This window comes from Kamptonema formosum PCC 6407 (assembly GCF_000332155.1).
Classification (GTDB): Bacteria; Cyanobacteriota; Cyanobacteriia; order Cyanobacteriales; family Microcoleaceae; genus Kamptonema; species Kamptonema formosum.
Window position 1 is genome coordinate 102,505 of the sequence record NZ_KB235898.1, and the last position, 24,951, is coordinate 127,455.

The 24,951-nt window shown below is 40.8% G+C and carries 25 protein-coding genes; 12 read left to right on the plus strand and 13 right to left on the minus strand.

Annotated features, from left to right (window positions below; translation table 11 throughout):
- The first annotated feature begins 24 nt into the window (after nt 1-24).
- Nucleotides 25-396, plus strand: a complete 372-nt coding sequence (locus OSCIL6407_RS0100410) for a hypothetical protein (RefSeq protein ID WP_019486797.1) — start codon at nt 25-27, stop codon at nt 394-396.
- A gap of 139 nt (nt 397-535) precedes the next feature.
- A complete protein-coding gene (locus OSCIL6407_RS0100415) occupies nt 536-1,486 on the plus strand; it encodes an NAD-dependent epimerase/dehydratase family protein (RefSeq protein WP_007357556.1) in 951 nt (316 codons plus the stop codon).
- Here OSCIL6407_RS0100415 and OSCIL6407_RS0100420 read toward each other — a convergent pair.
- From OSCIL6407_RS0100420 to OSCIL6407_RS0100470, 11 genes are all read right to left on the minus strand, one after another.
- Nucleotides 1,483-2,496 (minus strand): Npun_R2821/Npun_R2822 family protein, encoded by a 1,014-nt coding sequence (locus OSCIL6407_RS0100420; RefSeq protein WP_007357555.1) that lies wholly within the window; start codon nt 2,494-2,496, stop codon nt 1,483-1,485. The two genes, OSCIL6407_RS0100415 and OSCIL6407_RS0100420, sit on opposite strands and share 4 nt — an antisense overlap.
- Before the next feature lie 65 nt (nt 2,497-2,561).
- Nucleotides 2,562-3,434 carry an Npun_R2821/Npun_R2822 family protein gene (locus OSCIL6407_RS0100425; protein ID WP_007357554.1) on the minus strand — a complete coding sequence of 291 codons (873 nt, stop codon included), beginning with the start codon at nt 3,432-3,434 and terminating at the stop codon, nt 2,562-2,564.
- Between the two features lie 8 nt (nt 3,435-3,442).
- Nucleotides 3,443-4,414, minus strand: coding sequence for an Npun_R2821/Npun_R2822 family protein (locus tag OSCIL6407_RS0100430; protein ID WP_007357553.1), 972 nt, complete (start codon nt 4,412-4,414; stop codon nt 3,443-3,445).
- A gap of 6 nt (nt 4,415-4,420) precedes the next feature.
- A complete protein-coding gene (locus OSCIL6407_RS0100435) occupies nt 4,421-5,374 on the minus strand; it encodes a glycosyltransferase family 10 domain-containing protein (RefSeq protein ID WP_007357552.1) in 954 nt (317 codons plus the stop codon).
- Nucleotides 5,375-5,460: 86 nt separating this feature from the next.
- The gene (locus tag OSCIL6407_RS0100440; protein ID WP_007357551.1) at nt 5,461-6,648 is read right to left on the minus strand and encodes a glycosyltransferase family 4 protein; all 1,188 of its coding nucleotides are present in this window, start codon (nt 6,646-6,648) and stop codon (nt 5,461-5,463) included.
- Nucleotides 6,649-6,656: 8 nt separating this feature from the next.
- Entirely contained in the window at nt 6,657-8,657 is a 2,001-nt protein-coding gene (locus OSCIL6407_RS0100445; RefSeq protein WP_007357550.1) for an ABC transporter ATP-binding protein, read from the minus strand.
- An 85-nt stretch (nt 8,658-8,742) separates the two neighbouring features.
- Nucleotides 8,743-9,900 carry a glycosyltransferase family 4 protein gene (locus OSCIL6407_RS0100450; RefSeq protein ID WP_026103606.1) on the minus strand — a complete coding sequence of 386 codons (1,158 nt, stop codon included), beginning with the start codon at nt 9,898-9,900 and terminating at the stop codon, nt 8,743-8,745.
- A gap of 79 nt (nt 9,901-9,979) precedes the next feature.
- A complete protein-coding gene (locus OSCIL6407_RS0100455) occupies nt 9,980-10,807 on the minus strand; it encodes a glycosyltransferase family protein (protein ID WP_007357548.1) in 828 nt (275 codons plus the stop codon).
- Between the two features lie 101 nt (nt 10,808-10,908).
- Nucleotides 10,909-11,832 (minus strand): alpha-1,2-fucosyltransferase, encoded by a 924-nt coding sequence (locus OSCIL6407_RS0100460; protein WP_007357547.1) that lies wholly within the window; start codon nt 11,830-11,832, stop codon nt 10,909-10,911.
- Nucleotides 11,833-11,870: 38 nt separating this feature from the next.
- Complete coding sequence (galE, locus tag OSCIL6407_RS0100465; RefSeq protein WP_007357546.1) at nt 11,871-12,869, minus strand: UDP-glucose 4-epimerase GalE; 999 nt, start codon at nt 12,867-12,869, stop codon at nt 11,871-11,873.
- Between the two features lie 154 nt (nt 12,870-13,023).
- Entirely contained in the window at nt 13,024-13,185 is a 162-nt protein-coding gene (locus tag OSCIL6407_RS0100470; RefSeq protein ID WP_456077469.1) for a hypothetical protein, read from the minus strand.
- A 234-nt stretch (nt 13,186-13,419) separates the two neighbouring features.
- Between OSCIL6407_RS0100470 and gloB the strand changes: the two genes are divergently transcribed.
- The 5 genes from gloB (at nt 13,420) to dnaB (ending at nt 19,220) form a co-directional block, all read left to right on the plus strand.
- Nucleotides 13,420-14,193 (plus strand): hydroxyacylglutathione hydrolase, encoded by a 774-nt coding sequence (gene gloB, locus OSCIL6407_RS0100475; RefSeq protein WP_007357544.1) that lies wholly within the window; start codon nt 13,420-13,422, stop codon nt 14,191-14,193.
- A gap of 173 nt (nt 14,194-14,366) precedes the next feature.
- Nucleotides 14,367-14,825, plus strand: a complete 459-nt coding sequence (gene rplI / locus OSCIL6407_RS0100485) for a 50S ribosomal protein L9 (protein ID WP_007354902.1) — start codon at nt 14,367-14,369, stop codon at nt 14,823-14,825.
- 170 nt (nt 14,826-14,995) lie between these two features.
- On the plus strand, nt 14,996-15,415 hold the full coding sequence (locus OSCIL6407_RS0100490) for a XisH family protein (RefSeq protein ID WP_007354901.1): 420 nt from the start codon (nt 14,996-14,998) through the stop codon (nt 15,413-15,415).
- Nucleotides 15,400-15,735 carry an element excision factor XisI family protein gene (locus OSCIL6407_RS0100495; RefSeq protein WP_007354900.1) on the plus strand — a complete coding sequence of 112 codons (336 nt, stop codon included), beginning with the start codon at nt 15,400-15,402 and terminating at the stop codon, nt 15,733-15,735. Before OSCIL6407_RS0100490 ends, OSCIL6407_RS0100495 begins: the two co-directional genes overlap by 16 nt.
- A 302-nt stretch (nt 15,736-16,037) precedes the next feature.
- Complete coding sequence (dnaB, locus tag OSCIL6407_RS0100500) at nt 16,038-19,220, plus strand: replicative DNA helicase (protein WP_007354899.1); 3,183 nt, start codon at nt 16,038-16,040, stop codon at nt 19,218-19,220.
- Nucleotides 19,221-19,257: 37 nt separating this feature from the next.
- Here the strand turns inward: dnaB and OSCIL6407_RS0100505 are convergent, their stop codons facing one another.
- Both OSCIL6407_RS0100505 and OSCIL6407_RS0100510 read right to left on the minus strand, forming a co-directional pair.
- Nucleotides 19,258-19,845: an FKBP-type peptidyl-prolyl cis-trans isomerase gene (locus OSCIL6407_RS0100505; RefSeq protein WP_007354898.1), complete on the minus strand. Its 588-nt coding sequence runs from the start codon at nt 19,843-19,845 to the stop codon at nt 19,258-19,260.
- Between the two features lie 218 nt (nt 19,846-20,063).
- Nucleotides 20,064-20,387 carry a phasin family protein gene (locus OSCIL6407_RS0100510; protein WP_007354897.1) on the minus strand — a complete coding sequence of 108 codons (324 nt, stop codon included), beginning with the start codon at nt 20,385-20,387 and terminating at the stop codon, nt 20,064-20,066.
- A 244-nt stretch (nt 20,388-20,631) separates the two neighbouring features.
- Between OSCIL6407_RS0100510 and OSCIL6407_RS32065 the strand changes: the two genes are divergently transcribed.
- From OSCIL6407_RS32065 to OSCIL6407_RS0100545, 5 genes are all read left to right on the plus strand, one after another.
- The gene (locus OSCIL6407_RS32065; RefSeq protein WP_007354896.1) at nt 20,632-20,988 is read left to right on the plus strand and encodes a zinc ribbon domain-containing protein; all 357 of its coding nucleotides are present in this window, start codon (nt 20,632-20,634) and stop codon (nt 20,986-20,988) included.
- Between the two features lie 272 nt (nt 20,989-21,260).
- Entirely contained in the window at nt 21,261-22,244 is a 984-nt protein-coding gene (locus tag OSCIL6407_RS0100525) for an N-acetylglucosamine kinase (protein WP_019486801.1), read from the plus strand.
- 123 nt (nt 22,245-22,367) lie between these two features.
- A complete protein-coding gene (locus tag OSCIL6407_RS0100530; RefSeq protein WP_007354978.1) occupies nt 22,368-23,009 on the plus strand; it encodes a hypothetical protein in 642 nt (213 codons plus the stop codon).
- A 16-nt stretch (nt 23,010-23,025) separates the two neighbouring features.
- Entirely contained in the window at nt 23,026-23,190 is a 165-nt protein-coding gene (locus OSCIL6407_RS35130; RefSeq protein ID WP_155523365.1) for a hypothetical protein, read from the plus strand.
- A gap of 309 nt (nt 23,191-23,499) precedes the next feature.
- Nucleotides 23,500-24,933: a uracil-xanthine permease family protein gene (locus OSCIL6407_RS0100545; RefSeq protein ID WP_007357698.1), complete on the plus strand. Its 1,434-nt coding sequence runs from the start codon at nt 23,500-23,502 to the stop codon at nt 24,931-24,933.
- Nucleotides 24,934-24,951 lie beyond the last annotated feature (18 nt).

Genomic DNA, 24,951 nt, shown 5'->3' on the forward strand with positions numbered 1-24,951 from the left:
GCCATTACCAAAAGGAATTATTTCGTGTATAACTTTCCCGAACCGCCTATATTTTTAATGTTCGCTGGTCTGCTAGCAGGTATAGCCTCTGGAACAGCATTTGAAGCCGTTCTCAAACAAGCCGTACAGAACTGGTCGAAAAACCGTTCTACAAGTACCCTAGCGAATATACGAAGCACACAATTGGTGATTCCTTTTTTAGGAATGATTGGCGGAGTTGGAATCTTTCTATCTTCTGGTTTAGAAATTTTTGGTTTTCCTAAAACGCTCTCTTACTCTGTATCAATACCTCTGACGATATTAACTGCGTGGCTAGTTTGGTTTCAGTTAGGTAAAGTTTTGAATCAGCTAGAAAAAGGAGGATCTCAATCATTAGATTTAGATTCTTGGAGCTAATTAGTATTAGGAAAAACGTAACGCCCCATCTTCGTAGCGACTTTACTGCCAAAATAGCGGCGTTACGGATAGTTTTTCTTCCCCTTCTTCCCTCTTCCTTCTTCCCTCTTCCTTCTTCCTTCAGCACTATTCAAAGCTAATGGCTAATTGTATCGTTACAGGCGCGGCGGGTTTTATCGGTTCTCACTTAGTAGAAACCCTGTTAAATCAAGGTAAAAATGTGATCGGTGTCGATCAATTTAACGATTACTATGATTCAGCATTGAAGCGCAAAAATATTTCTAACTTTGAAAATAATCCAGCCTTTAAAATGGAGGAAGGCGATATTCTTGCTTTGAATTGGTCATCACTCTTAGAGGAAACTGAGGTAATTTACCATCAAGCGGCCCAAGCAGGTGTCCGCGCCAGTTGGGGTGAAGGTTTCCGTGCTTATACTGAGCGCAATATCAACGCTACCCAAGTCTTATTAGAAGCAGCAAAAGATGCACCAAACTTGAACAGATTTGTGTATGCTTCTTCTTCTTCTATTTATGGAAATGCTGAATCTTTTCCTACCTCTGAAACTGCTTGTCCTCAGCCAGTTTCTCCCTATGGAATTACTAAGTTAAGCGGTGAACGTTTGTGTTTTCTTTATTATAAAAACTTTGGCGTACCAGCAACAGCACTGCGTTACTTTACTGTTTATGGCCCTCGCCAGCGTCCTGATATGGCTTTTCACAAATTTTTCAAAGCTATTTTGCTTGACGAAGCGATTACAATTTATGGCGACGGACAACAAACCCGCGATTTTACTTTTGTCAGCGATTGCATAGCTGCTAATTTAGCCGCTGCAAATGTACCGGAATCTGTCGGCGAAGTATTCAATATTGGAGGTGGAAGTCGGGTAGTTTTAGCAGAAATAATTAAGACAATGGAAAAGATTGTTGGTCGTCCAATTCGTATAAGTTTTATTGAGTCAGCGATGGGAGATGCGCGACACACTAGCGCCGATGTATCGAAAGCTGAGCAAATTTTAGGATATCAACCGCAGGTTTCTTTAGTAGAGGGATTGACAAAAGAGTGGCAGTGGATTCAGTCTTTATATGCTTAAAAATTCTGGAGTTTAAATTTAAAATTGTTAAATTTTTGAATTACCCAAGCTTTGATATTTCTTTGTAACCGAACTAGGAAACTTGGGGGAGCTAGTTGGGGGCGTTTTTCCGGTGATTTTAAATAGCGATAGTGCAAAAATACATCGCGGTAAGGAATATCGACATCTTCACCTGCACAAAGTTGAGCAAACTTGGAAGCAGATATACTCATGTAGTGAAGATAGGTAAGACGGCGACCGCGATCGTATAGAATGCCATCTATTACCTCAAATTGAGAAGACCAATGACTTCCCGTTACTTCTTCTGGCTGGTGATAAGCAAAGTTATAAAAAGAGATACCACTACGGGCCACTAAATAGTTAAATAAAGGTTGATCTGTTCCCCGTAACGACATAACTTCTGCTTCACCCGCCTTTAATTTAAGCAATAAATTGCTTGAATTATCCCGATTTAAAACTCCCTTTTTAGACGCAAACCAACCTGCACAGAAAATTTGTGATTCTAGTTTTTGAATAGTAAAAATTTTAGGGAGTATTTCAGATGACAAATCAAAGACATAATTTAGATCGGATTTATATTGAAAATCATTTGCTACCCAGTCGCACTCATCAAGTTTTTGATAGATATAATTAATATCGCCCATTAAAAGAGTATCGGCATCGAAATAGATAAACTTTTCAAAAGGGCCATCAAAACAACAAAATTTGCGGTGCATTCCCAAACAGTGAACGGGTTTCCCCCCTTTTGAGCGCCAAATTTGTTGAGCTTTGTGATGAGAAGTCCAAGCTTGAGTTGCAAAGTTTTCCCAGAAACTAATTGAATCACTATTATCAAATAAGATGACATTGTTTCGAGAGGCAATTTCAGCCCGAACTTTGTCTAGTTTGTTGTCATAAGGAATGACGCAAACGGGAATATCTTTTGCTCCATTGACTTCTAAGCTGTTTAATAAGGCAACTAAATGGTCATAAACAACATCATTAGCAAGAGTATAAATGCCGTTATTCATAAATCTTTATCAGTTATAAATTTGATTCACCGTAAGGCCTCCCAGAGGGCGGCGTTACGAAAAATTTAAGAGGAGAAACGGCGGAATAGCCTTTGTATTAAAGGAGATTTTTCTTCATGTAGGTAACGGTAATGTTTCCATAATTTCCAATAAGGGCTACCTGCTTTTATGGGAATGCCGGCCCAATGGAGATATTTTAACCGTTTGCCTTTGTCATAAAGGATATAATCTTTTTCTTGAAAGTGTTTAGAACCCGCCCAACTTCCTGGCTCTTCTTCGGTAGTTTTTACAAGATTACAGCGTTTAGAAATTAGCTTGAGAATCAGGTAATTTAATATAGGCTGGTCGGTGACATTTTGGGTAAAATCAAAATACTCTTTATGCTGCGAACATTCCTTTAAAATATCATACATTTGCTGTTCTGTAATAGTTCCTTTGCGAGAACCCCAAAATCCGCTATTAAAAACATCTTGCAGTTCTTCATTAGTGAAAATATTTTGTTCTTTTACTAAGGGTGAAAAGATATTACGCAGTTTTTCACTAGCATGATGATAATCGCAGCAAAAAAAGTCTACTTCGGAGAGTTTATTTAAATTTGATGCTATGTCTTCAAAGACAATAATATCAGTATCGATATAAATAAACTCATCAAGAGGGCCAAACCAGGCGGCAAGTTTCCGCATTTTATTGGGAAGTGCTAAAAAGTTGCGGTCAAATATTTCGGCAATTTTTAGGGTAAATTGCTCGATAAATTCCAGATTAGGGAAAAGTTGAACACCGTGTAAAGTGCTTAGTGTGGCTGCTATTTTTTGATATTCTGCGTTAAAAGGTATTAGGAATATCTGGACTTCGGGATTATAGCAGCGGATGCTATTGAGAAGGGCGATCGCATTTTCCATTACTCTGTCATTTCCCACAATATAAATGCCACGAGTCATATATTTTCTCAATGAGTTAAGCGTAATTTTCCCAATATCTTTTTAAATAAACTTGGTGGTGGATTAGGGGAATAGAGCTTTGGTGGTTCAGTAAAAATAGGGCGCTTTTCTGGTTCTCTAAGATAGCGGTAATGTAGAAAAATATCGCGATAGGGAAACTCAAAATTTTCCCCCGCACACACTTTTTCAACTACCTGCGGCGGTACGCCAATATAATGAATGTAAGTCAATCGATTTTTATTGTCATACAAAATGCGATCTTGCTCTTGAAAATGCGGCGATGAAACAGTACATCCGGTTTTTTCGGCGGTAAGGCTATAAGCAAAATTATAGCTAGAAATCTGACTTTTCATCACCATATAATTTAGCAATGGCTGTTCACCTGCACCCGAATATAAAATTTCTTTCTCTCCTGCTTTCAGTTGAGTTAAAAGCCACTCGATCGTAGCGCGATCGAAAATTCCTTGCTTGCTTCCATAAAATCCCGAACAAAATATTTCTGAATCTATGCGCTTTTGATCAAAGACTTTTAAGAGTTTAGGAGACTGAAGATTATAAACTTTACTGGGGTCAAGAAATTGAAAATCATAGACAACCCAATCATGGCAATCGAGTTTATTAAAAACAGCCTCTAGGGAGTTCATTACTAGAGTATCCGCGTCCATGTAGACAAACTTTTCAAAGGGGCCGTCGAAAGCACAAAAGCGCCGATGAGCTCCATAAAGCCTGAATTTCTTGCTATTTAAACGTTCAGGTGCAGCCTCCTGCATAAATTCATCCCATCGCTGAATAGATGCGTAGTTATCGTAGAGAAAAACGTTAGAACGCTTAGCTATTTCTGCACTAATCCTAGTAGTTCGATCGTCAAAAGGATAAACGCAAACGGGAGTATTTGCACCTAAGATAACTTCAATACTATTGAGCAGAGCAACCAATTGATCGTAAACTGTATCGTTAGCTAGCGTACAAATACCATTCATAAGTATTTAGAAATTAGTGACAAAATTAGACAGCCAATTGAGCAGATTTAATTCATGAAGAATGATTTGTCTCGCTTCTGCGATCGCCTCTTTTGCTGCATACCAATAATTCGGCGTAGCAACAACTTCTTTAATAAATTCTACACCTTTATCATCCAGACTAGGCAGCCGCAGAAAACATCCTGGTGGTAACAATTTATCCGCCGCAGAACTGCCATAATAAATTGGCAAACACCATGCTAAAAGAGAATCCCAAAGTTTTTCGCTAACATACCAGTCGTTATCAGCATAATTCTCAATTGCCAAATTGTAATAGTAGGGAGCCATCGCGTGCCATTTATTGTTGACGGAGCCATTACTATTAGCAAAACTTGGTAAATTGCGACCGTAAAGGTCAAAATTTAACTTTTGGTCTTGAAGCATTTTAATAAAGTCTAACCGACGGCGGTGGTTTGTTGTACGGCTAATGCCTGAAGTAATCCAAGAACAGAGTTTCGTTTTTGCTGGGGGCGGCATTTCATTTAATTCTCTAAAGGAATTTGGATGATACCATATCGCCGGCATATAACCTGGTGTAGGAGCAAAATCATCAGGGCCCGAAACATAACCGCAATAGTTTTTGGCTTGTTCATAGTTAGCTTTTGTAATATGAACAATTTCTTCTAAGGGTGGTTCGCGAATTAAGTAAATAATGCGTTCTTTGGGCACTCCCCGCAATGTTGTTTCTATGTTAGGTTCAGGAGGCTGCTTTCGCTGCCGTAATTGTTGTAACCATGACGTTTTTTTTACTTGCTTGGGGAAATCAAATTGATACATTAATAAAAAGTCTGGCTGTGGGGAATTAGCTAGCATTTGAATATTACCCCACTTGCCGAAATTCTGAGGAGTTTGTTGCCACAACCAGTCACTCTGATTTAAACCGGGGTAACTGGCAATCATGCCGATATTTTTTTGATTCATCGTCTTATTTTATCTTAAAGTACCTGTTCTTAAAATATCTGTAACACCACCTTGGCTTACGTGCCATAACTACCCAGAGGGGGGTGTTACGTTAGTGGGCACATAGAATCTTCTACATAGCTTAAAATTTTAGTAATTCTATTTTCCCATGAAAACTGGCGGACAAAATCTATAGTTTCTGGATAGCCGTCTATCCTCTTTGGATAAATTTCTAAAGTTTTTTTTATACTTTGTGCAAACCGTACAGGGTTATCCGGTTCGCACCAAGTAGCAATTATATTCGCGGACTTAAATTCCATCAAAGACGGTATTTCAGTTGCTAAAATGGGAGTTCCCGATGCCATATAATCAAAGAATTTTAAGGGGGAAGTAAAGGTTGCCGCCTCTGTCAAACAATGAGGATGAGCTAAAATATCTGCTGCTTGTAACAAGCTAGCAAGCTGATTTTGAGGGAGGTAGCCAAGAAAAGTAGTATTATTAACTTGCTTTTCTCTAGCTAGTTGCTGATAGGCTGTTACTTGAGATTGATTGCCGCCTGCGATCGCAAACAGAATTTCCGGTAATTTCTGAGCAACATCTATTAGCATATCTACACCTTTAAAGGGGTAAAGTCCTCCTGCATAAACAACTAAATGCTGACTTCCACTTACTAGCAACTGTTCGCGCCATGCCTTAGCTGCTTCTGGGTTTCTTACCAAAAATAAATGATTAAAACCATTGTGCAGTCTGATTACCTTTTCAGGTGGCATTCCATATTCAATCATACTATATCTGACTGTATTAGCAACAGTTACAGCAATTTGAAATAGAGGATTGTGGACGATCTCTGGTTCAAATTGCTTTGCCTCGTGATGGTGCTGTTCGTAGATGGCGGGAATTCCATTTTTTATGGCAGCTTTAACAAAGTTCCAGTCACGAGTATGCACTATTTTAGTATGCTTGCGTAGATGGAATGGTAAATAATATTTTGACACTATTGTGCTAGAGTTATTCCATTTTCCTCCAAAGCGATCTACGAACCAAGGCATCGGCAGAGGAGCTACTTTTAATTTTTCTTGAATATTATAAAGCTTTGTAAGTGCATCTTCCGGTTTTCTCGGCTGAAATGGAAGTAAAAAATTAACAGGATTAAAATTTTTTTTCCCAAGGTAAGTCAATACTGCTGAGTAACCGAGATTTGCAGCCGCATTAGCAGAATGTGCAACCTGCACTAAGCTAGCTATGTTAGCTTGAGGTAAGACATTTCTAGTAAAAAAAACATAGTATTGTGACATCTTATTTCCTACTTGCTCATCTGCCTTTTTACAGTGTTTTCCATAACTTCTAAGATTTTGAGAATATTAGTAGCCGAGTGAAATGATTCTTTGATTAATTCCTCTCGCTCTTCTTGAGAATCTACCAAGTCGTCCACAAGTAATTTCAGAAAACCAATCATGGGGTTAAGGCGAGTACGAACTTCATAAGAACTTCTAATTAAAGCTTCATCGCGAGCTGCTTCTTCGGCAAATTGCATATAGTAGAGACGAGCATAATAACCGCCTTTTCCTAAAAGTTGGTCGTGAGTACCAATTTCCACTACTCTGCCGCGATCGATCACAGCAATTTTATGAGCTTTTTGGACTGTCGAGAGGCGGTGAGCAATTACCAGAGTTGTGCGATCGCAACTCAACTTATCCAGAGCTTCTTGTACAGATCGCTCTGAAACGGTATCCAAAGCACTGGTTGCCTCATCTAAAATTAAAATCTCTGGATTTTGTAGCAAAGCCCTAGCAATTGAGATTCTTTGACGCTGACCTCCAGACAAGATCACGCCGCGATCGCCAATCTGCGTATCTAATCCTTGCGGTAACTGCTCAATAAACTCGTAAGCATTCGCTCGTTTAGCAGCTTCAATAATTTCATCTTCTGTCGCTTTTTCTCTGGCGTAAGCAATATTTTCCCGTACAGAAGCATTAAATAAAAACGTATCTTGACTAACAATTCCCATAGCTTTTCTCAAGCTTTTTATATTGAATTCTCGGATATCTTTACCATCTATTGTGATGCAGCCAGAAGTAGGATCGTAAAATCTAGGTAATAAATCCGCCAAAGTTGACTTACCAGAACCCGAACTTCCTACCAAAGCTAAAGTAGTACCGTGAGGGAGAAATAAATCAATTTCATTAAGAACTAAATGATCGTGGTTGGGATAAGCAAAAGATATTTTATTAAAATGAATTCCTGACTCTAAATGAGTGTAAAATATAGAACTATTGAGCATGAATGGTTTGTCGTTGCGGTCTAGAAAATCATTCACAACCTCTACGCTCGCTGAGGTATTGGCAAATTGACTGCGAGCGCTATTTAACTGCGAAATTAAAGGAATTAGTCTAAAAAGTACCAGAAGATAGGTGAGCAAAACAGTAGAAATAGATTCTATTTCGTTAACAAATATTTTGCGACCAATAAATAAAATAAAAATGACAACAATTAGATTAACAACTTCATTGATAGGAGAAATAGCAGCATAGTTTGCTTGGGCTTGGAAATCGGCAGTTTCTCGTTTCTGAATTAACTGCTTAATTCTTTCATACTCCTTTTCTTCATTCCCAGTGGCTTTAACTAATCGAATGCCACTCAAAGTTTCCAAGACTCTAATTGAATAATCTTTAGACATTTCTGAAAGCTGCTGTCCAAAGTATTTTGCTCTGGTAATCAGGAATTGATTTGCTAAGGCGACGAAAGATAGTAAAAATGTTGAAGTTAGCGTTAGTTTCCAAGAAATTGAAATTAGCAAGCCCACAAAAACCAAAAGAGTAATTGAAGTAGTAAACATTCCTATAGCTGTACCAACTGCACTAGCAGTGCGACCAACTTCCCCACCCAGGCGGTTAATCAGATCCCCCACTTTAGTTTTAGAGTAAAAATCTAAATCTACTTCTAGCAAAAGCCGCAAGCCTGCTTCTCGTAAGTCAAAAGCCAAAGAGCGCGTTAACGAAGTCGCCACTAAAGTATTAACATAAATAGCAATATTCTTAAAAACAATTGCCAAGACAATCGCTGCTGTCATCAATGCCAAACGATGGGATTGAGGCATTTCCTCAAAAGGATACATCAGCGTTTTAATTAGAGGTGGAGCGCCGCGTAGTTCAACTGCCTGATCCAACAAATTTAGAAGCACTGGTACAATCAAAGTAGTGCTTATACCATTGAAAAAAGCTCCTGAAAAGCCTAGCATCACAGTCAGCAAAATCCTACCGGGATATCGTTGGGCAAATTTTAGGAGTAGCTTATTTGCAGACATGGTGGGTTCTCAGCTAAACAGTACCAGACATCAAATTCTCCATAGATTACAGCAAGTTACCAGACTCCATCTAGCAACTTAAAAATTACCTGATTCGATCTGCAATTAGGTCGGAAAGTATAGATGCCATTGCCTGAATACTATATCTCTCTACACATCTTTGCCTAGCTTTCATTCCTTGAGAATTCGCAGATGCCTGATTCTTAAATATCCATTGAATTTTCTGGGAAATTTGAGATGGAGAACTAGGCTCAACCAAATAACCTGTAGCACCTAAAATTTCTGGAATATCTCCCACTCGTGTAGACAAAATTGGCTTAGCCATTGCCATGCCATCCGTCAACTTTAGTGGAAATTGGGCCACTGCTGTAGGAGTATCTCGCTGAGGAACGACTACAATATGAGCAGCCGCTATCACCCCAGGCATTACCTCGACAGGAAACTTTGGTAATTTAATAATCCAACGTCCCCATTGTTGCACAAGTCTATCGTCATAGTCATCATAAGGGCTGCCACCTACAATCACTAACTTTAAATCTGATTCATTTAACTCCTCCAGCGCCATTAAAACATCCTCAACGCCCTTGTGAGGTCGCGGTGCACCCGGAAACATCAAAATTCGATACCCGGAGAGACCATAACGCTCTCTACTTATTTCTGGATTATACTTAGCGGGATCGAACATTTCAGTATCTTTGCCATTGGGTAAATATATCCCACCAAAACGCTGTTGCAAAAACTTACTATTTACAGTGATCGCATCAGCACGAGCTATCAATTTTTCCATCCACTTGATATATAGTGGATGATCTAGCTGTTTCAACTGACCATTTTTCTTAAAAATATCTCGATACAATTGTTTGAGAGAAGGACTATACTCCCACCGATCTCCACCATACCAGCTCAGTTCCCAGTCATCAATATCTAAGATTACTGGACGGCGATCTTGCAGCTTTTTTAATAGAGATAAGCCAAAGCTAGCTGGCTTAGGTTTAACTGCGTAAATAATATCTCCATCTATTTTTTTTAAATGTTGTTTAATTGCTCCCAAAAACTCAGGATAGTTCTTTCCCGGTGCAGCATAGAGGGGAATATTCCTGGGAGGAGTAGCATAAAGTTCTTTGCCGAATTGAAATCCGACAACTTCTACCTCATAATTTAGTTCGATCAGAGCTTGAGCAAGGAGAAAGGCACGAAGTGCTTCTGCTCCCGACAAATCGCTCACGACTAATGACACTTTCACTCTTGTTATTTATGGGAAATTTGATTTATTTTCCCGCTTAATAGAGATTTTGTCAATATTGATAAATACCACAGTACTTTTATCTTATACGCCAAGGATTTTTTAGTTGATTGGGCAATAGAAATTTAGCGCCACGATCGAAAATTCTAGTAAAGAGCGATCGCGTCACATTTTTTGCATACTGAGGTCGGTAAGGATAGGTACAGTGTAGTACCTTAACTGGCTCATGAATACTGTACAATTCTTTCCACTTATCTAGATAATTATAACAGGGTGGCAAGATTTTCATCGTCGGTTTTACAGTTTCAATGGCAGCAGCAAAAGCACCTTGATCTTTTAACAATAACAGATGTTGATGGGCAATAACAAGCTGAAAATATTGGTGGAAATGCTGAAATAAAATCTCAACTTGGCTACTTTTTATAAACGCCATAAAACCGCCGTTGTATTGAATACTATTTTCTTGAAGCGGTAGTCCAATGGATTGTAGAGTCGGCAAAATTTCTTGCTTAACTCTCAACAAGTTTGAAGCTTTAGCAATCGAAGGTTGAACATCTTCTGTCACCAAAAAATCAACTTCATCTAAATCATCGAATACTTCATTTATTGGCGATAGCAGACAAATATCACAATCCATATATATCGTTTTTTCAAAAGGGGATTCTTGATATAAAAGCATCTTAGCTTCTCGCGAAGCCAAAACGGGATTTTCACTAGAGGGTGCTGGTTTCAAGATGACATTCCCAAAAGCCTTAAGCAAAGGATATAAAATCCAAGGGATTCTATCTACCAAAATGATAATTTTTTCTTGGTGAAACTTCCTCACAGAAGCCAAAAAATGAATGCAATCCTGAAAGGAGTAAAGACCTGTTAAAATAGTAATAAACCCTTTTTTTTCTAATTTCATAATTCCCGTTATTTACCTTTTTATTTTAACTTCTATGTAGTCAAGATTTTCAGCGCTTTATTTTAATCAAAAAAGTAGTTCAATATTTGATATAGTATTAATCAGTGCGTCCATTCCCAAAAACTCTCACTCCAATCATCTCGGTAATAGAAACTTCCTTTCCATTCATAAAAATGGACAAAATCATTTAAGTTAACTTCTTTATGGACATCTCTAATCATGTACAGTGGTTTATTGCCATAAAAAGAAGCCCACATAGTATAACTGCTCGGTGCCCCGATAATATAGTCGCACTTAGCTAAAGCATACATATCTTCAATTAAATGATTGTTGCCAAAAATATAGTTAAACTGCTCAAATAAACTGCTTTCTTGCTTTAGGTTAGAGCAGATTAAAAATTTGATGTTTTTACCTATAAATAGGTTTTGAACGGAGTTCATTACTTTGATATATTGCTCAGTTTGATAAAAGTATCTTCCTTTTTGGTGTTGAGCGTAATCACCCTGACGAATATGCACTCCGATGACAATATCAGAGTCAATTCTGATATTTGACATCAGACTATTTACATGATACTGATATTTGTCTAGGGGAGTAAAGTAGGCTCTAATTTGAGGAGCATAATCGTATAATTTTTTTGTGTCTTCTACAAACCATCCATCTCGAAACAACCAGCCTTTAAAACAAAATATAGATCTTTGCTTAAGTTCGTTTTTATCTTGATAATTATTCCAATTAAAAGGCTTTTCTCGGCTAATTTCTTTGACTTTCACAATTCCTTTTTCAGTTAAATAACGGGCGATAGTATAAAATTTACTACGAATAAACTTATTCCCTTTTATGGTAATAGCCAGAGGGGGATAGCAACATGAAAAATCCCTAGCACTACCTTGAAAGAAATCAGCATATTCTTCAAAAGCTGGATTAATAACCCTTAGATTATTCTCAATCGCAAAAGCAATAAAATTAGCAAAAAGTAGCAATCTATTACCCAGTTGCCCAGATTTTGCAGCAATTACTAGCATATTTGATTTTCTCCACTTTTAACTAATTTTATTTAATGCTAGCTATGACGCTGTTGATGCCACTGCCAAGCATGAGATACGATATTATCTAAATCTGGATATTCAGGAATCCAACCCAGAATCTGTCTAGCTTTCTCACTACTTCCAACTAAAATAGGCGGATCTCCGGGGCGGCGATCGCACTCTAAAGCTTTTATTTCTCGCCCCGTTATTTTTCGCGCCATTTCTATCACCTCTTTAACTGAAAATCCACCTCCATTACCTAAGTTAAAAAAGTCCGACTTCCCACCCTTTAATAAATATTCTAACCCTAAAATATGAGCAGATGCTAAGTCATTAACATGAATATAATCCCGAATACAAGTACCGTCAGGGGTATCATAATCCGTGCCGAAAATCGAGATAGAATCTCGCTTACCCAAAGCAGTTAGTAGCACTAAGGGGATGAGATGAGTTTCTGGGTTGTGATCCTCTCCTAACAACCCATTCGGATCGGCACCGGCAGCATTAAAGTAGCGAAAGCTAACAGATTTCAAGTTATAAGCTGCATCAAAATCTGATAATATGCGTTCTACCATTAACTTAGTAGCACCATAAGGATTGATGGGATTTTGGGGGTGATCTTCCGTTAGGGGAACCTTATTTGGCACGCCATAAGTCGCACAAGTAGAAGAAAATACAAATTTATTGACACCAGCAGCTAACATCGCTTCCAAAAGGGTGAGAGTTCCTACTACATTATTGCGGTAATATTTGGCAGGATCGGTGACAGATTCGCCTACATAGGCATAGGCGGAAAAGTGCATTACTGCTGTAATATTATGAGTGGCAAATAAACGATCTAAAAGGCTGCGATCGTTGGTATCTCCAACTATTAATTTTACCTGTAAAACTTTTTCGACTAACTCTTGATGCCCGTAAACTAAGTTGTCTAAAATTACTAAGTCATAACCTGCTAGTTTCAGTGCTAGAACGGCGTGAGAGCCAATATATCCAGCTCCACCTGTCACTAAAATAGTTCCCTTTTCTGTGTTCATTTTTGCCTCTGTTACTTTTGTGTTCTTATCTAATTTTCGGGGTGGAAACAGAACTTACGCATTAGTTATTTAAGGTTTATCTCCGGGCGATATAATTGCTGGAAATATGACTTTACTAAAAAATAGGAGCGTAAGTCATAGATAATTTTAAACTTTAGTCAACGAACTTGAGCCGACCGATTTGGATATAGTCAAATATGCGGTTAATTTGATGGCGTTGTTCTTCAGTGATTTTGTCATCAGAAAGTAGGGCCGAAGTCAGCAGGAGATGGTCTCGGCGACTGAGTTTACCTGATGAGGTGATTCGCTCTATCATGTGATAAATACCTAAGTTTGATCTGTTTTGAGGTGTTCGCAACATAGAGTCTTCTCTTTGAGCTAGCCCTTTGCAAAGGCTCTGAGCCAGAATTGGTTTAACCGCAGCAGGTTCATAAATTACCAGTATACAAGCACGCTCTGCTAGGATTTTCTATTATTCAGTTTTAGTTGTAGATCGGAGCATATTTTTAGTAAAATAAATAAAGTTGAACAAAGCTGAGGGGCAATTTTCATGGAGGTTTACAGGTTGCCGATACTGTCGGACAACTATATTTTTTTACTCCACGATCGCGATCGCAACATTGCAGCCGTAGTCGATCCGGGACTTGCACAGCCAGTATTGCAGCAACTTCAAGCACTTGGAACCCCATTAACAGCAATTTTCAACACTCACCACCATAACGACCACATAGGCGGTAACTCAGAACTGTTGCAACGCTTTCCCTACGCCAAAGTTTATGCCGGAATCAAAGACCGAGGCAGAATCCCTGGAGCCGAGGTATTTTTAGAAGATGGCGATCGCGTCAGTTTTGCCGCTCAAACTGCCCAAATCTTCTTCGTACCCGGACATACCAAAGCTCACATTGCCTATTATTTTCCCCCCAACCACCCCAAGGAGAACGGGGAATTATTCTGCGGCGACACCCTATTTGCTGGTGGCTGTGGTCGTGTCTCTGAAAGCACGCCAGACCAAATGCTAGCCTCCCTCAACAAACTGCGAGCTTTACCAGATAATACTAGAGTCTGGTGTGCCCACGAATACACCCTCAAAAATCTGCAATTTGCCCTGACAGTAGATCCCGATAACCCAGATTTACAGCATCGCTTCGCCAAAGTCAAGGCTGCCAGAAATCGCTCGGAGGCAACCATACCCTCGACGATCGCACTAGAGAAAAATACCAATCCATTTCTACGATGCGATCGCCCCAACCTCCAATCAGCCACCAACAGCAAAGATCCTACACTAACCTTTACCCGTCTACGGCGGATGAAAGATCAATTTTAATGTGCGATCGCTAACAGCAAGCAACCTCAAAAGCCCAACACAATTTTTATTTTTATATATTTTTCCCCCTGCTCCCCCTGCTCCCCCGCTCCCCCGCCCCCCCGCTCCCTTGCCATCCTTACCCAAACTTCGATAATATAAAGAGTTCGAGTTACAAAAATACAGGAATCACCGTGAGCAAGCGCGTCCAATTAGTCTTAAATAAGGATGTCACCAAACTAGGAAAAGTTGGAGACCTAGTAGAAGTAGCCCCAGGCTACGCCCGCAACTACCTACTGCCCCAAGGAATCGCCTATCGTACAACCCCAGGCATTCTCAAGCAAGTAGAACGCCGCAGAGAGGCCGAAAGGCAGCGTCAGCTTGAGCTCAAGCAACAAGCTGAAACCCGCAAAAAAGCCCTCGAATCCGCCCCCACTTTCATCATCTCCAAACAAGTCGGCGAAGGTGAGGCAATTTTTGGTACAGTCACCACCCAAGAAGTTGCAGAGTTGATTTTCAACACCACTGGACAAGAAATAGATCGACGCGGTATTCACTTACCTGAAATTCGCAAAACAGGTTCCTACAAAGCTGAAATCAAGCTTCACGCAGATGTTAATGCCGAAGTAGAAATTCAAGTTGTGTCTTTGTAGGCATTGGGATCAAATTATTGATGTCAACTTAACGTTAAACCGAATGTCCAGCAGGGGTTTTAACCCCTGCCTCATAGATTTAGTCCTCTTAAGAGGACTAATACTTAGGATTTACGCAGGGACAAAAAAATTATGTTATTTTCTCCTCTCATATCAAACTTTCATAACTAATGTCCAGACGTGATAATTTACATTTATCCCTGCGCCGCACTCTCGAAAAAGATGGGTGGACGATTACGGATGACCCGTTAATTTTAGTCTTAGAACAAACGCTCTTGAAAGCTGATTTAGGAGCCGAAAAGTTTTTTGCCGCAGAAAAAGAAGGACGTAAAATAGCTGTGGAAATCAAAGACTTCGATTCCCCTTCAGTCATTAATGAACTGGAAAAAACGATGGGGCAACTTCAGCTTTACCAATGGGCTTTGGAGAACCAAGAACCCGAACGACAGTTGTTTTTAGCCATCAGTCAAGTCGTCTATATTCGACACTTCCAAAAACCAATTTTTCAGTTAGCCGTCCAGAGGAATAGAATTAACTTATTAGTTTACGAACCAGAGCGGGAGGCTATTGTTCAATGGAGCGCCCATTAAGTTATGCAGATATCCTGAAAAAAACGCTGCAAGAGGCAACGCGAACCCAACCTCGCTTACAAGCGATTCAGCTTTATCCTGTCTGCGATACCGATTCCGGTCACTTTTTGATTCTAGCTACAGGCTGGGATAAGCAACGCTGGCTTGACACCATTCTGTTTCACGCTCGCTTGGTTGATGTTCAAGTCATCATTGAAGAAGATAACTTCGAGGAAGGGTTAACCTCTGCACTTATTGCCGCAGGTATCCAAGCAGAGCATATTGTGACGAGCCTTAATTATCAAAGTGGTGCTAGTCCAGTGGTGTTTCAGGTGGTATGAAGTATTCCTGTCTTATCCCTCTTTTGTCACTTTGGTCAGAGAAAAAGGCTTTATTCTTGCAATATCTGGATTTTAGCCATTCTTAATAATTTATTCTTCGCAAGGCGAAAGCCTTACAAACAATTAGTTCCATAAAATTATCTACGGAGAGTGATAAAAGATGATTAACAACCCTCCTCAGCAATTTACCTCTCTTGCTTCTCCACCGCCACCAACTCATAAATTATCAAGAAAAAGATTTTAAGGGGTAGAAAATTATGCGAAACTTAGAATAGAGAACTTCGACTATTACAAGGTGACAAATGAGTGAATTAATGCCAACCAATATCGAAGCAGAAGAGGCAATTTTAGGAGGCATACTAATTGACCCCGAAGCCATTTCGCGGATTGCCGAACTTCTCCGCCCAGACTTTTTTGCCATTACCGCCCATCAAGTCATCTACAAAGCCGCCCTCGACCTCTATTTTGAAGGCAAACCCACCGACTTAATGACCCTCACCACCTGGCTTGCTGACCGCAACAAATTAGAGCAAATAGGTGGACAAAGCAAGTTAGCACAACTGGCAGAACGCACAGTTTCAGCAGTCAATATTGACCAATATGCCATATTAGTTGAAGATAAACATATTCGCCGCAAATTAATTCACGCTGGCAACGAAATTGTCCAATTAGGTTACGAGACAGCCACAGAATTACCAATAGTTTTAGACAAAGCCGAACAAAAGATTTTTAACATCACTCAAGACCGTCCGCAGCAAGATTTAGTTGCCATCAGCGAGACTGTAAACGTCATTTCTCAAGAGTTAGAAAATCGCAATGAAGGTTTAACCTTACCCGGTATCCCCTGCGGCTTTTATGACCTCGATGCCATGACCGGAGGCTTCCAGCGTTCTGATTTAATTATCGTTGCTGCTAGGCCATCAATGGGCAAGTGTATTGCCTTTGACACTCTAATAGTGCAAAAAGATGGTAGCGTTTCTACCATTCAAGAAATCTATCAGCAACATCAAGAACATCAAACAAAATTATTAACATTAGGCAAAGATTGGAAATTTCAGATAACTCAACCCTCTGCCTTTATAGATGATGGCATCAAACCTACATTTCGAGTAACTACCAAACTTGGGAGGTTTGTAGAAACAACAACTACTCACCCCTATTTAACTATCAAAGGATGGCAACAACTTGCAGAACTTAAAGTAGGCAATAAAATTGCAGTTCCTCGCAAAATTGATGTCTTTGGCACAGAAAAAATTCGTCCCTGCGAAGTTAAGTTATTAGCTTATTTAATTGGTGATGGTTGTCTGGTAGATACAACACCAGAATTTACTAATAATCATCCTTTAATTCAAGCAGATTTTACCCAAGCTGCTCAAGAATTCGCCGATTTAAAAGTTCGCAAGGAAGTGAGAGAAAACAAAGCTACAACCCTTTATGTATCCTTAAGCCAAGGTAAGAAAAATCCTTTAACTGCATGGTTAGAAAAATTGGAACTGTGGCAGAAAGATGCTCACAATAAAACAGTACCATTCCTAATATTTAGGTTGGATAAATCACAAATTGCTTTATTCCTTAACCGCCTTTTTTCAACTGATGGCTGGGCAACAGTTTTAACTAGCGGTCAGGCGCAATTAGGCTATTGCTCAGTTAGCGAAAAACTAGCTAGACAAATACAACATTTATTGCTAAGATTTGGTATAATTGCCAAGCTTAAAAAGCGTTATATCAAATATAAAAACACTCATAGAATAGCTTGGCAATTAGATATTACTGATACCCAATCCATCAAAACATTTATTTCAAATATTGGAATTTTCGGCAAAGAAGATGCTGTAACAAAATTAGAAGCAGCCTTAGCCAACAATCAATACAAGACTAACCGCGATTTAATTCCGATTGAAATCTGGGAAGAAATAGCCGCAGTAAAAGGTAATGAACCTTGGACTATTTTAGCACGGCGGGCGGGAATTAAGGGCTACACAAATATTCATGTAGGCAAGCGTTCGCTATCGCGCGAACGGCTTTTTATCCTGGCAACTGCCTTAGAAAATCTACCATTACAACAATTAGCAACCAGCGATATCTACTGGGATGAAATTGTATCAATAGAACCGATGGGATACAAACAAGTCTATGATTTAACCATTCCCGAAACGCACAACTTTGTTGCTAATGATATCTGCGTTCATAACACTGCATTCTGTACAAATATTGCCCATAATATCGCGGCTGCTCAGAAATTGCCAATAGCTATTTTTAGCTTAGAAATGTCAAAAGAACAGCTAGTACAGCGCCTTCTTTCCAGTGAAGCCGGAATCGAAAGTAATCGCCTGCGTTCTGGTAGAATTAGTCAAAACGAATGGGCTCCTATAAGTAGCGCGATTGGTTCCCTATCAGAATTGCCAATTTTCATTGATGACACTCCCAATCTTACTGTTACAGAAATGCGCTCTAAAACTCGTCGCCTGCAAGCAGAACAAGGCGGAGCTTTAGGATTAATATTACTAGATTACTTGCAATTAATGGAGGGAAGTAGCGATAATCGGGTGCAAGAATTATCTCGAATTACGCGAAGTCTGAAAGGTTTAGCGCGGGAACTCAGCGTGCCAATTATTGCTTTATCTCAGTTAAGTAGAGGTGTAGAAGCGCGGACAAATAAGCGACCGATGATGTCAGATTTGAGAGAAAGCGGTTGTTTATCTGGGGATAGCTTGGTGACATTAGCTGACAATGGTACACAAGTACCAATTCGAGAATTAGTAGGAAAGTCTGGCTTCGCAGTTTGGGCGATCAATGAAGCTACAATGCAGTTAGAAAGAGCAATTGTTAGCAATGCTTTTTCTACTGGTTTAAAGCCTATATTGCGGCTAACAACTCGCCTTGGACGCACCATTCAAGCAACTAGCAATCACAAATTTTTAACCCTTAATGGTTGGAAACGTTTGGATGAATTAGAAGCTGGTTCCCGTCTTGCTCTTCCTCGCTGTTTGCCTAGTCAATCTTTACAATATGCTATTCCAGCCATGCAACAGAATGGTATTACTACACGCCAGATGCAAGCTATGCTTGGCAACAAATATTGTGGTACAACTATTTATAAACAAAATTTTAGCCGTGAGCGAGCAGAAAAATTAGCTCAAGCAGTAAAGTCTGATGAAATTACCCGTTTAATTAATAGCGATGTTTACTGGGATGAAATTATTTCTATAGAACCTGATGGTGAAACCGAAGTTTATGATTTAACAGTTCCTAAATTTCATAACTTTATTGCCAATAATATTGTTGTTCATAACTCAATTGAGCAAGACGCGGATTTAGTGATTATGTTGTACAGAGAAGAATATTATAATCCCGATACACCTGACAGAGGCATTGCAGAAGTTTTAATTACAAAACATCGGAATGGGCCTACAGGAATAGTAAAATTAATATTCGATCCACAATTTACTCGATTTCGTAATCTGGCAGTTCCCAGACGGTCATAAGTTCCCAAAAAACTGAGAGCTGCCAAATGTTGACTTCTTAGCCAGCGATTTTCAACAATTCCACATCGAAAATTAGAGTAGCATTAGGAGGAATTACCCCACCAGCACCACGAGCACCATAACCCAATTCGGGGGGGATAATTAACTTGCGACGGCCGCCAACTTTCATCGTGCCCACGCCTTCATCCCAACCTTTAATTACCTGACCCACCCCAATTTTAAACTGGAAAGGACTACCGCGATCGCGCGAACTGTCAAACTTAGTTCCGTTTTCCAGAGTCCCCGTATAGTGAACTATCACCGTCTGGCCAGTTTTTGGCTCCGCACCATCTCCCTCTTTGATTTCAGTATATTTCAAACCGGAAGATGTAGTAATTGTCTTTTCAGTATTTTCAGTCATATTATTGCCAGCGATAGTAGCTGGTGCATCTGGTATTGTAGCCTCAGCTACTAGCAAATTGCTTTGATTTAAAGACGTTTCAACCTCCGTCTTAATCACAGTCTGGGGTTGAGGTTTGGTAACAACGGCTGCAATGGCTTGTTGTCGGCTACCGCTAAATTGAGAGATTACCAGCACCGCACAGCATACTAACATTACCCCCAAGCTGATCAGAATTCCTTGCAAAATTCAGTCCTCCTTATTCCAGTGATACAATCCCATCTTTAGGCTCCGCTTGGGAACACATAGCCATCGAAATTAGAGTCAGAGCTGACTTTGAGATTGATATCAGCAAATACAAAAATTAGCTATACCAGCCTCATGCTTACTCCTTCCGAGATGATGGGAATAACCAAAAGTTATCCTATCACAGTACAAAAATTACTCAACTACTCTCACTAAACTTAACGCCAGAGGCGATTTTCTAAATCCCGCACCTGACGCTCCAAACGGTCGAGCCGTCCCCGTAACTCATCCATTTCTGATTGCCGAGGGACTCCTATATCTTGCATCATATTCCGCAGTTGCCTCTGCATCTGCGCCTCCCAGTTACCCTGCTCCGATTTAATCTGTTGCATCATATCATCTACCAAGGTTTGGGCCTGCTCAGAATTAAGTTTGCCATCTTGAACCAATTGCTCGCTCACTTCCTGTAATTTCTCCGTCACCAAGGAAGTAGTGCCAATGCCGAGCATGATCAGTTGCTTGAGTAAGTTACTGTTATCCATAAGGTTTTGCTGCTATTAGGAGCATTGATTGGGTGCTATCTTAGGCCGCGTACAAAGGCGATCGAGGCATCTGTACAATTGAAGTTAAATCAAAGTCGGCCTACATTTCTATTTTGGGGTATCTGCCGATCGCCTGCGACTCCAGCCTAGAAGTCAATGTTCGGAAAACCGCCAGTATATCCATCCTGAAAGCATACAGATTGCGGATTTTTGATTTTCGCTTTTGAACTGAAAAACCCTCACCATGCCACATTGTCCCCGTTGTAGCCAACCTGTAGACGCTTCTGCGATCGCCTGTCCCCATTGTCAAATTCCTCTTAAAGCATACGGTCATCCGGGTATCCCTCTCCACCGTTCCCAAGGAGAAGAATATCTCTGTACTACCTGCCTCTACCACGAAGACGACACCTGTAACTTTCCGCAACGTCCCTTTGCCCAAGATTGTACGCTTTATCACGATCGCTCTGAACCAATTTTGCCCCTCAGCAGTCAATACATTAGTGGCAGTTGGCCCCAACTTGTCAAAAGCTGGTGTCAGCGCAATATCTTTTGGTTATTCCTGCTCGGTCTGGTAATTGTCAGTCTACTATTATCTCTTTGATTAAAAAGAGGGGCTAGGGGCTACGATGCTCAGGGCTAGGGAAAGAGAGGGGGGAGGGGGAGATGGGGAAGATGGGGAAGATGGGGGAGATGGGGAGGATGGGTAATTAGCCATTAGCCATTAGCCATTAGCCATTAGCCATTAGCCATTAGCCATTAGCCATTAGCCATTAGCCATTAGCCATTAGCCATTAGCCATTAGCCATTAGCTATTAGCCATTACCAATTACCAATTACCAATTACCAATTACCAATTACCAATTACCAATTACCATGAGCAATGTATTGGGAATCGACGGCGGTGGCACTAAGACTACTTGCGTCTTAATGGACGAAACTGGTAAAATTATTGGACGCGGTGAGGCTGGCCCGTCTAATTATCAAAGTGTAGGAGTTGATACAGCAAAACAATCGATTCAACTAGCCATAAAAAACGCAGTTTTAGCTGCAAAATCAGAGCAAAATTTACCCATAAAAGCAATTTGTTTGGGCTTAGCAGGTGTTGGTCGGCCCCAAGATATCAAAATTGTAGAAGATATTGTAGAAGATTTGGTAACGCAGTTACAATTGTGGAACAACTTACCAATTAAATTTTTATTAAAACCTGAAACTACCTTAATTTGTAATGATAGCCAAATTGCTTTAGTCGGCGGTATTGGCAAACCCATCGGCATCGCTGTGATTGCAGGTACAGGCTCTCATATTTTTGGTCAAAACCATCAGGGAAAAACTAAACGAGTAGGCGGCTGGGGATATATTTTAGGCGATGAGGGTAGCGGTTATGACATAGCAATTCAAGGCTTAAAAGCAGCTTTAAAATCTTTTGACGGGCGCTTAGAATTTACCACTCTCACAGAACAGTTTAAAATTAATCTTAATCTTAAAAACATAGAAGATTTAGTAGAAGTAGTGTATCGGCGTGGGTGGGGAGTTAAAGAAATTGCAGCCTTAGCACCAATTGTAGACAGAGAAGCAGCAGCAGGCGATCGCATAGCATTAAACATTATTGACAACGCCGCCACAGAATTAGCCTTAGCAACACAAGTGGCAATTTCAGCCCTGTTTGACAAAACAGAAGCTTATGAAATTGTTACTATAGGAGGTGCGTGGAAAGGTACGGCAAATTTGCGAGAGAAGTTTGAAGATTCTATAAGTGCGATCGCTCCCTTAGCAACTATAATTTGGCCGCGCCATGAACCGGCCTGTGGTGCAGCGCTGTTAGCAATAAGCGCTCTCAATCGATATAACAGTTCTTAATGGGGTAGGTATTTCTCTTAATTAGCCGTTAACAGTTAACAGTTAACAGTTAATTCAGCAACTAATTTATCAGCCGTGCGTCTTTAATTACTTTAGATTGCTTGTAATAAGGAGACATTTTTCATGTTTACTTCTAATCAATGGCACTCCCGAACAGTGGCGATATTAGCATTAGGTATCCTAGTAGGAGCCGCAGCACCAAATGTTGCACCTGCTCCGGCTACAGCTCAACGCATTTCGCCATATATTGATGCTAGAATTCCCGCAGGGACGACTATCCCAGTTAACTACGAAAAGGATAAAATTATCGTCACTCCCGACGAAACTGCACCTTTAACCCTCACAGTTGCGCGAGATATTAGATCGTCCCAAGGTAGAGTATTGATTCCCGCTGGTAGTGAAATTGTTGGTCAACTACAACCTGCTAGAAGAGGTTCCCAATTTGTTGCTAAAGAACTGCTTTTAGGGCGCAATAAACGCTATCGTATTAACGCCAATTCCAGAGTTGTCACCAGAACCGAAACTGTAGAAAGAGGAGCTAATACAGGTTCTATTGTCAAGGGTGCAGCAATTGGTGCGGCGGCGGCGGCGGCGATTTCAGGGATTACGGGAGACAAAGCGATCGCCACTGAAGAGGTTTTAGGGGGTGCAGGAATTGGCGCGATCGCGGGAGTATTGTTCGGTCGAAAAAAAGTTGATGTCGTCGTCATTCGCCCCGAACAAGACTTAGGATTAACAGTACGCTCTGAGCTCGTTTTGCGGTAAGGGGAGGATGGGAAGGATGAGGGAGATGGGGGAGATGGGGAGGATGGGGAGGATGAGGGAGATGGGGGAGATGGGGGAGATGGGGGAGATGGGGAGATGGGGAGGATGGGGAGGATGGGGGAGATGGGGAGGATGGGGGAGATGGGGAGGATGGGGGAGAGAGGGGAGATGGGGAAGGTAAGTAGGAGAGATTATTAACAATTAACAATTAACAATTAACAATTAACAATTTTGATTAATATAGCAACCGCGCTAAGACGGTTAGGACACTCACTTATGGCTGAAACTATTGATTCTATGTCCCCTCTTCCCCTCTTCCCCATCCTCCCCATCTCCCCCATCTCCCCCATCCTCCTCATCTCCCCCATCTTCCCCTAGCCCCTAGCCCCTAGCCCCTCTTTAGTAATTTTGTATCTTAGTTAGCAACATCTGACATCCGCATTTGATTGTATACCGTATATCCACCCATCATTCGTCACCTTTAAATTAAATGATAGAAGCGAATACCGATCTCGCCGTAGAGGAAATTCCGACCACAGAAAATTCTGTCAGACCATCAGAGCTACTCTATGGTTTAACAGACAAACCGCCTGTTGGAGAAGCAATTTTCGTGGCATTTCAGCACGTTCTGGCTGCTTTCGTGGGCATTATTACTCCGCCATTAATTATTTGCACCAGTTTGGGATTAGATGCCGCGAATACAAGCTATTTGATCAGTATGTCGCTGTTTGCGTCTGGGATCTGTACATTTATTCAATGTAAGAAAATTGGACCTATAGGATCGGGATTGTTGAGCCTTCAGGGTACGAGCTTCGCTTTTCTAGGGCCGATTTTAGGCGTTGGCACTGTGGCATTGCAGGGAGGTAAAACACCTGAGCAGGCGCTAGCATTAATTTTTGGCGTTTGCTTCTTTGGCTCTTTTGTCGAAATCATTCTCAGTCGATTTCTGCATTTGATGGATAAAATCATCACGCCAGTTGTCTCTGGTACGGTGGTAATGATTATTGGGCTGGGCTTAATCAAGACTGGAATTACCAGTTTGGCTGGTGGAGCGGCTGCATTAGCAAAAAATGATGGTTCATTTGGAAGTTGGCAGAACCTCGCTCTCGGAGGTACGGTACTTCTGTTAGTTGTGGTACTCACCCTATCAAGAAATCGATATCTGCGGATGGGGGCGATCGCGATCGGACTTGGGGTTGGCTATATCATCTCGCTGTTTCTGGGCATTGTCGATTTTAGTTCTTTAAGCAAGCTGCCCGCCTTTAGCTTACCAATTCCGTTTCGCTATGGTATGAGCTTCGACTTTGCTGCCTTCGTCCCATTTATCCTGTTGTATGTGCTGACAGCGATTGAAACGGTTGGAGACTTAACTGCTACCTCTGCTGTTTCTAAGGAACCCGTTAAGGGTGCGCTTTACATCCGGCGCATTAAGGGTGGAGTGCTCGGTGATGGAGTCAACTCGCTGATTGCTGCTGTGCTAAATACCTTCCCAAACACAACCTTTAGCCAAAATAATGGTGTGATTCAAATGACAGGAGTTGGTAGTCGTTATGTCGGCTTCTTTGTCGCTGGGATTTTTGCTATTCTAGGCTTGCTCCCGATTGTGGGCGGTGTGTTTCAAGCGATTCCCCAGCCTGTCTTGGGTGGTGCGACACTGGTGATGTTCGGCTCGATCGCTGTTGCTGGGTTGGGAATTGTTGCTTCGGCAGGATTAGATCGGCGATCGATGATTATCGTGGCTGTTTCTCTCGGCTTAGGCTTAGGGGTGGTATTCATGCCTCAGATTTTTGCTAATAAGCCACCACTATTTAACAACCTTTTTGGTTCTGCTATTTCCACTGGGGGGTTGACTGCGATGCTTCTCAGTTGGCTGTTACCTAACAATGAGAGTTTGGTTTCTCCTGAGACAGATCCATCGGTCTAACGGTTATACTTTCTAATG

Excerpts from the sequence above, each read along its gene's own strand:
- OSCIL6407_RS0100415 (WP_007357556.1), top strand. The coding sequence starts at position 536 with ATGGCTAATTGTATCGTTACAGGCGCGGCGGGTTTTATCGGTTCTCAC.
- OSCIL6407_RS0100420 (WP_007357555.1), bottom strand. The coding sequence starts at position 2,496 with ATGAATAACGGCATTTATACTCTTGCTAATGATGTTGTTTATGACCAT.
- OSCIL6407_RS0100425 (WP_007357554.1), bottom strand. The coding sequence starts at position 3,434 with ATGACTCGTGGCATTTATATTGTGGGAAATGACAGAGTAATGGAAAAT.
- OSCIL6407_RS0100430 (WP_007357553.1), bottom strand. The coding sequence starts at position 4,414 with ATGAATGGTATTTGTACGCTAGCTAACGATACAGTTTACGATCAATTG.
- OSCIL6407_RS0100435 (WP_007357552.1), bottom strand. The coding sequence starts at position 5,374 with ATGAATCAAAAAAATATCGGCATGATTGCCAGTTACCCCGGTTTAAAT.
- OSCIL6407_RS0100440 (WP_007357551.1), bottom strand. The coding sequence starts at position 6,648 with ATGTCACAATACTATGTTTTTTTTACTAGAAATGTCTTACCTCAAGCT.
- OSCIL6407_RS0100445 (WP_007357550.1), bottom strand. The coding sequence starts at position 8,657 with ATGTCTGCAAATAAGCTACTCCTAAAATTTGCCCAACGATATCCCGGT.
- OSCIL6407_RS0100455 (WP_007357548.1), bottom strand. The coding sequence starts at position 10,807 with ATGAAATTAGAAAAAAAAGGGTTTATTACTATTTTAACAGGTCTTTAC.
- OSCIL6407_RS0100460 (WP_007357547.1), bottom strand. The coding sequence starts at position 11,832 with ATGCTAGTAATTGCTGCAAAATCTGGGCAACTGGGTAATAGATTGCTA.
- galE (WP_007357546.1), bottom strand. The coding sequence starts at position 12,869 with ATGAACACAGAAAAGGGAACTATTTTAGTGACAGGTGGAGCTGGATAT.
- OSCIL6407_RS0100470 (WP_456077469.1), bottom strand. The coding sequence starts at position 13,185 with ATGATAGAGCGAATCACCTCATCAGGTAAACTCAGTCGCCGAGACCAT.
- gloB (WP_007357544.1), top strand. The coding sequence starts at position 13,420 with ATGGAGGTTTACAGGTTGCCGATACTGTCGGACAACTATATTTTTTTA.
- OSCIL6407_RS0100490 (WP_007354901.1), top strand. The coding sequence starts at position 14,996 with ATGTCCAGACGTGATAATTTACATTTATCCCTGCGCCGCACTCTCGAA.
- OSCIL6407_RS0100495 (WP_007354900.1), top strand. The coding sequence starts at position 15,400 with ATGGAGCGCCCATTAAGTTATGCAGATATCCTGAAAAAAACGCTGCAA.
- dnaB (WP_007354899.1), top strand. The coding sequence starts at position 16,038 with ATGAGTGAATTAATGCCAACCAATATCGAAGCAGAAGAGGCAATTTTA.
- OSCIL6407_RS0100510 (WP_007354897.1), bottom strand. The coding sequence starts at position 20,387 with ATGGATAACAGTAACTTACTCAAGCAACTGATCATGCTCGGCATTGGC.
- OSCIL6407_RS32065 (WP_007354896.1), top strand. The coding sequence starts at position 20,632 with ATGCCACATTGTCCCCGTTGTAGCCAACCTGTAGACGCTTCTGCGATC.
- OSCIL6407_RS0100525 (WP_019486801.1), top strand. The coding sequence starts at position 21,261 with ATGAGCAATGTATTGGGAATCGACGGCGGTGGCACTAAGACTACTTGC.
- OSCIL6407_RS0100530 (WP_007354978.1), top strand. The coding sequence starts at position 22,368 with ATGTTTACTTCTAATCAATGGCACTCCCGAACAGTGGCGATATTAGCA.
- OSCIL6407_RS35130 (WP_155523365.1), top strand. The coding sequence starts at position 23,026 with ATGAGGGAGATGGGGGAGATGGGGAGGATGGGGAGGATGAGGGAGATG.
- OSCIL6407_RS0100545 (WP_007357698.1), top strand. The coding sequence starts at position 23,500 with ATGATAGAAGCGAATACCGATCTCGCCGTAGAGGAAATTCCGACCACA.